Raw genomic sequence first — 4,629 nt, forward strand, 5'->3', positions numbered from 1 at the left:
CTCAAGACAGCCCTTGACAGTGATCTGCGCAACACCATAACGTGTCTCACGTCCTATCCGCAGCAGTTTGTCGGACAGGATGCTCACAAGAATCGGTAACGATGACCTATGCGTTAGGTCAGTCACCACAGGAGGGAATCTTCCATGATCAACAAGCCCGCTCTGCTCCAGACCGGTACCTGCAACCTCGTCGCTCTGAAGGTCACGAAGCGTCGGCCGAAGCCGGCTGCCAGCCGTCAGGCTGCAGCCTGACCTAGTGCCAGTAAGAGGCGGCCCGTGAGATCTCCTCACGGGCCGCCCTGGCGTAAACCGGATGGGACATATGAATAGTAATGATGAGGAGTGCTTCCGACTTTCCGAAGGAACGCTCAAGTGGGAGACGGATTCAGGTTTAGGAGTGCAGGGACACGCCGCGGGAGAAGCACTGGAAATCCTTGATTCTGGATTAGCCGGGTTGCTTCGCAAGAAGGAACCAGGCGATAAGATCACAATCCAAGCGATTTCTGATGCGATGGAAACGGGCCTAGATCGTGTGAACGCAGTCGCTGAGCTTCTTGTCAGGGAAAGGATCATCGTTTCCAAGGCGAGCGGATGTCCATACGGTTACCATGTAGCCACTCGAGACTATCCGTTCCTCGATATGAGCACTGGAATCCAGGCATTCAGCGAAGACGCCCATATCATGCGACGTTACTTGGACGAGTCAGATTCACGTCCATCACCTTACCTGGATATCGATCCGTCAAGTGAGGGTATGAGGATTGCAATTCCAAGGCCGCTCGATTTCTCACTAGAAAGCGCTTACCATTCAGAGTTCCTGAGGTTCGTGTCTCTCATTAGCCTTTCCTTTGGAGAAATTTCAAAGATTTGGCCTTTTGTGGACCAAATCTCTCGCTACTCTCAGATGATGCTCTTGCATAAGTCTGTCCCTTCTGGAGGGTCTAGGCATCCAATCGAGCTGTTCATTAAGGTACATAAGAGCCCCTGCCTCATACCTGGAATGTACCACTTTAACGTTCGAAACAACGACCTTGTTCTGATTGAAGATCGAGAGCAAGCGCCAAGGAAGCATGTCACTCCCAGGGAATCCACTTGGTATGTGGAGTTCTTCCTGGCGGCAGCGATCGAGCGAGACATGTTCCGCTACCGTGATCCACGTAGTTTCAGAGCCGTGCTCGTTGATGCGGGACACTGCGACGGCCAACTGGCTGCATTGTCCAGTTTTCTGAACTGGAGCTATGCCAGCGTAGCTGAGATTGACATCAATTTCGGAGAGAGGGTTGGGGCTGATACTGAGCTCCCTCTTCTCATCAGGGGAAAGATCACATCATGATCGATGATTGCCTTGCACCTATTAAAGACGACTCAAAGCTTGATGGGCTTGGGATCCCCGCCGCGTGGGCGAAGTATGGCTGGCATAGGCCATATCTGGTGATGAACCAAGCGACGGAAGAAATATCCCCTGAACGAGCATTGCGGAACCATCGGGAAACGGCCAGTTGCATCGTAAGCGGGTTCGACGTAGACCGGCTCCTGTCGCGTAGATCGGCAACACGGTGGGATGACTTATCGTTGAGCAAGGCGGTCTTCGAGAGGATTCTGCGACGTCTATATGCGATCCACGATGAGTCACCGTATGTTTTCTTCGCGTTGCACACTCGCGGGGTGGACGGTTGGGCGGATGGTTGGTGGATCGTCGATACATCTCCTAGACACCTGAGGCGGGTTACGGATGGATCTACTAGGGTGAGTGAATTCATCCAAGGTCAGAGCTGGGGCGATGGCAATGGGGTTGCCATCCTTATTGGAGTAGACTGGGAGTATCATGCCGCCCTCTATCCTGAGGGGGGAGCCTCCGCTTATCTCCAGGCGCTTGTTGATGCGGGTAGATTCGGACAAGCCCTCGTCCTGGAGGGCCTTTCAAATGGCTTGGCTTCGCGCATGACGCCAGCCGTTTCAGAGACCATCATTAAGAATGCGCTCGGCCTGCCCGAGGAACGCGATCCCATCCACTTTCTGCGACTGGGCCTCGAGTTTCAGCGTTAATACTAATCTATTTGGTGATAAAATGAGTATAGACACAGGCATTTTCCTCTCGGATATGAAATCGAAGGGATATTCTGTTGTTCGTGGGCTGCATTCCCAGTCTACGATCGAGGTATTGCAGCGACTTGTTTCGCAGGAGCTGAACCACTATAGAGTATCTGAGGGGACAGCTAATGGTCAGCCAAGGTACGTCAGGAGCACGGATGATGCTGAGTCTACAGCGATGACGCTTCCGGCGACGAGGTGTAGGCCCGAAGTTGCAGAGTTGGCGTCGCCGCAGGGTCTTGAGAATGCACTGGCGGAGCTGTTCGATGATGAAGTTATCGTGCATCCGAATCAGTGGTTGCGCGCAGTGCCACCGGATGAGTCTGGATGGGCAGCGGCACCGGGAGTACATGCGGACTGCTTTGAGCTTCAGGGAAGTCTGCGTCAGATTACGGTATGGTCTCCCATCTTTCATGTGACACCAGAGACTGGAGCATTGCCGTTGTTTCGTTGGACGCCGGGTTCCATTCCTGTGCAACTGACCCTGTCATCCGAGAACATGTCCGGGTGGACGTTGACCACGGAGGGATTGGAACCGTGCAGCCAGCAGGAATCTATCCTTAGTCCGTCGGATGCGGTGGTTTTCTACTCCACTACCCCGCATGGAGGATCGCGTAATCGGGGCGAAGGGTGGCGTGTGAGTGTGGAGACCCGGTATCAGCCTGTGAATGACTTCATGGAACGATCCGCATTGGAGCCCTATGACGGTTCCTCGTGGAGTGACCCAGAGTGGACATGGAAGAGGCGATCTATCGAACGACTTCTCGGGCAAAACATTAATTTAGTGGACTTTGATCCAGTATTCGAGGATTGGCGTGCTATTGAGGCGCTTCGCTTGGGCCAGATCGGCGACGAATCCGCGTTTCGCGCCTTGGAGAACGCCACGCTTCACCGGAATCCCCTGATCGCACGTCAGGCACAGGAGCTGATCGAGTGGAACGGTTGGAGGTGAGATGCCAGTCACGCGTTTATCCCTGGGCTCACGAAGTTTTCGCTGGGTACTGAGCGCTACATGCCTCACCTCCTTCGCGGAGTTCCTGGTTGAAGCAATCGTTTACGCGTGGATTGCCACGAGTCCCTCTTTCGATGACAGTCAGAGACCTTTGCTTGTCGGGGCGTACATCGTTTTCTCAACGACTCCGAGGATTCTTGGTGGAATCCTTCTTGGAGTCACTGTTGACCGGGTTGGCGGCACTCGTGCGCTTCTGATTTCATCGCTTGGACGCACGGGAGTCTTGCTCGCTTCCCTCTGTATGATGATCGTTTCAGGGCATGACGAGCACTTAACTGCGATACTTTTGATTGTGGCGACATCCATATTGTCTGCCCTGAATCAGCTGTTCTTCATTGCTCGTGCAGTCGTGGTACGAGAAGTTGTAGTGCCGGAGCATCGGCCTCATGCTGCGAGCCTTTCCATGGCCGTTCTGACTTCTGCTTCGATCGTAGCCGCTGCGGCTGGGCCGGCTGTTCTCATTGGGCTTGGTCTCGTTGGATCCCTGTTCATCGCGAACTGCTTGTTCGCCCTTGGGGTGTTCGCTTCCTCGCGAGTTGGCTATGACTGTAGTGAGGATACAGTACAGGATTCTGCTGCTCCGGAGAAAGGTTTCTTCACTTCGCTTGTTGAGGGTTGGGCTGTTTCCTGGAAGGTTCCTGAGCTTCGGTATGTGCTTGTTGGCGCCACCATCTATGGCGTCCCTCTCGGCTTGAACAATGTTGCACTTATTCTGCTTTGGACCGCAGGAAAGGGATTTACAGTTGTGGAGTTTGGACTGGCGTCCTCACTTTTTGGAATTGGTGCATTAATGGGTTCTCTTGTAGCGCCTGCATTCATCTCCAGGCTTGGGCTCAGGGTGGTGTTCGTGGCAGTTCTTTGCATTATGGGACTGACTTACGTTGGGTTGGGTCTCGTAGATGCAATGGTCCCATCCTTCGTTTTCATGTTTTTTGCTGGTGTTTTCGTAAGCGCCTATGGGGTGGCGCAGGGGCCGCTCTTGCAGAATGCTGCCCCGCCTGAGTTGCTAGGACGCGTATCGGCGACGGTGAGCTCTGCATCAGCGGTGTCGTCCTTGGTGGCCTCCGGGCTTGCGGCGGCGCTCTTCGCCCTTGTTCCGGTTGTTTCTGTTTACGGCATCACGGTTGCTGCGGGCGGTGTTTTGGCAGTACTTGGTGGCGCTTTGATATGCGCCCCAGCGCGCGCGTCGGCTGCTGGCGGTTCCAGTCGAGCCGAGTCATGATACGCGATGGGAAGTGCATTTTCTTGTGGGGCGACGTTCCTGTCTCTTAGAGTTTTTCCGTCCCTCAAGCTCCTGGTGTAGTCGGTTGGCTCCTTGGGCGTGTTTCCCGCACTCCAGTGTGAAATGGAGAAGTCGCCTGCAAGTCGCCCTGGTTATGTCGCTCTCATTGTTCTGAACATCGATATGGAGGCATATCGGATGACTATCAGTGCTGGGCTGTCCCTCGAACACGTCACGGCTGTGGTGCTGGAGCGCAAATTCGAGTCAGAAGTGAGTGAATGCGGTCCAGTCCAGGATAAGGGGC

General features: G+C 54.3%; 5 protein-coding genes. All 5 read left to right on the forward strand.

Annotated features, from left to right (window positions below):
* Nucleotides 1-322 precede the first annotated feature (322 nt).
* Nucleotides 323-1,333 (forward strand): nitroreductase family protein, encoded by a 1,011-nt coding sequence (locus MLY01S_RS12530; protein ID WP_135103385.1) that lies wholly within the window; start codon nt 323-325, stop codon nt 1,331-1,333.
* A gap of 413 nt (nt 1,334-1,746) precedes the next feature.
* Nucleotides 1,747-2,046, forward strand: coding sequence for a hypothetical protein (locus MLY01S_RS12535; protein WP_127913473.1), 300 nt, complete (start codon nt 1,747-1,749; stop codon nt 2,044-2,046).
* Between the two features lie 682 nt (nt 2,047-2,728).
* Nucleotides 2,729-3,043, forward strand: a complete 315-nt coding sequence (locus MLY01S_RS12540; protein WP_127913474.1) for a hypothetical protein — start codon at nt 2,729-2,731, stop codon at nt 3,041-3,043.
* Between the two features lie 301 nt (nt 3,044-3,344).
* Nucleotides 3,345-4,325, forward strand: a complete 981-nt coding sequence (locus tag MLY01S_RS12545; protein WP_127913475.1) for an MFS transporter — start codon at nt 3,345-3,347, stop codon at nt 4,323-4,325.
* Nucleotides 4,326-4,424: 99 nt separating this feature from the next.
* On the forward strand, nt 4,425-4,629 hold a 205-nt coding region (locus MLY01S_RS12840), incomplete at its 3' end, for a hypothetical protein (protein ID WP_218000450.1).

The organism is Micrococcus lylae NBRC 15355 (genome assembly GCF_001570885.1).
GTDB classification, from domain to species: domain Bacteria; phylum Actinomycetota; class Actinomycetes; order Actinomycetales; family Micrococcaceae; genus Micrococcus; species Micrococcus lylae.